A 434-nucleotide genomic window follows, 5' to 3' on the forward strand; every position below is an offset into this window, starting at 1 on the left:
GTAACATACGTTTATAAAGAAGTTACTGGTGACGTAGTAGTTCACTATGTTGACACAGAAGGTGAGACAATCGCAGCTGACAAAGATGACCTTAAAGGTGCATCTCTAAGCGAAAAATATGACACTGCTGTGGATAACAAACCAGAAAAAATCACTGCAGAAGACGGAACTGTATACTACATTACAAAAGCTGGTCTTAAAGATGATTCTAAACCAGAAACTGGAAACGTAGTAGAAGGTAAAACTGATGTAACTTACGTTTACGAAAAAGCTGGATCAGTCATCGTTAATTACCAAACAGAAGACGGAACTCCATTAACAGGTACTGCAGACGGTAAAGATATTGCTTCAGGTGCTAAAGATACTGACAATGGAAAACCAGGTTCTGAATACAACACTGCAGATAACGGAATGAAACCAAACCGTATCACAAC

1 protein-coding gene is annotated in these 434 nt (G+C 38.7%); it reads left to right on the forward strand.

From position 1 onward, the window contains the following. The coding region (locus HMPREF2701_RS01575) for a MucBP domain-containing protein (RefSeq protein WP_186821206.1) at positions 1-434 on the forward strand (434 nt) is incomplete at both ends.

The sequence above is a fragment of the Streptococcus sp. HMSC077D04 genome (genome assembly GCF_001808785.1).
GTDB lineage: Bacteria > Bacillota > Bacilli > Lactobacillales > Streptococcaceae > Streptococcus > Streptococcus mitis_BX.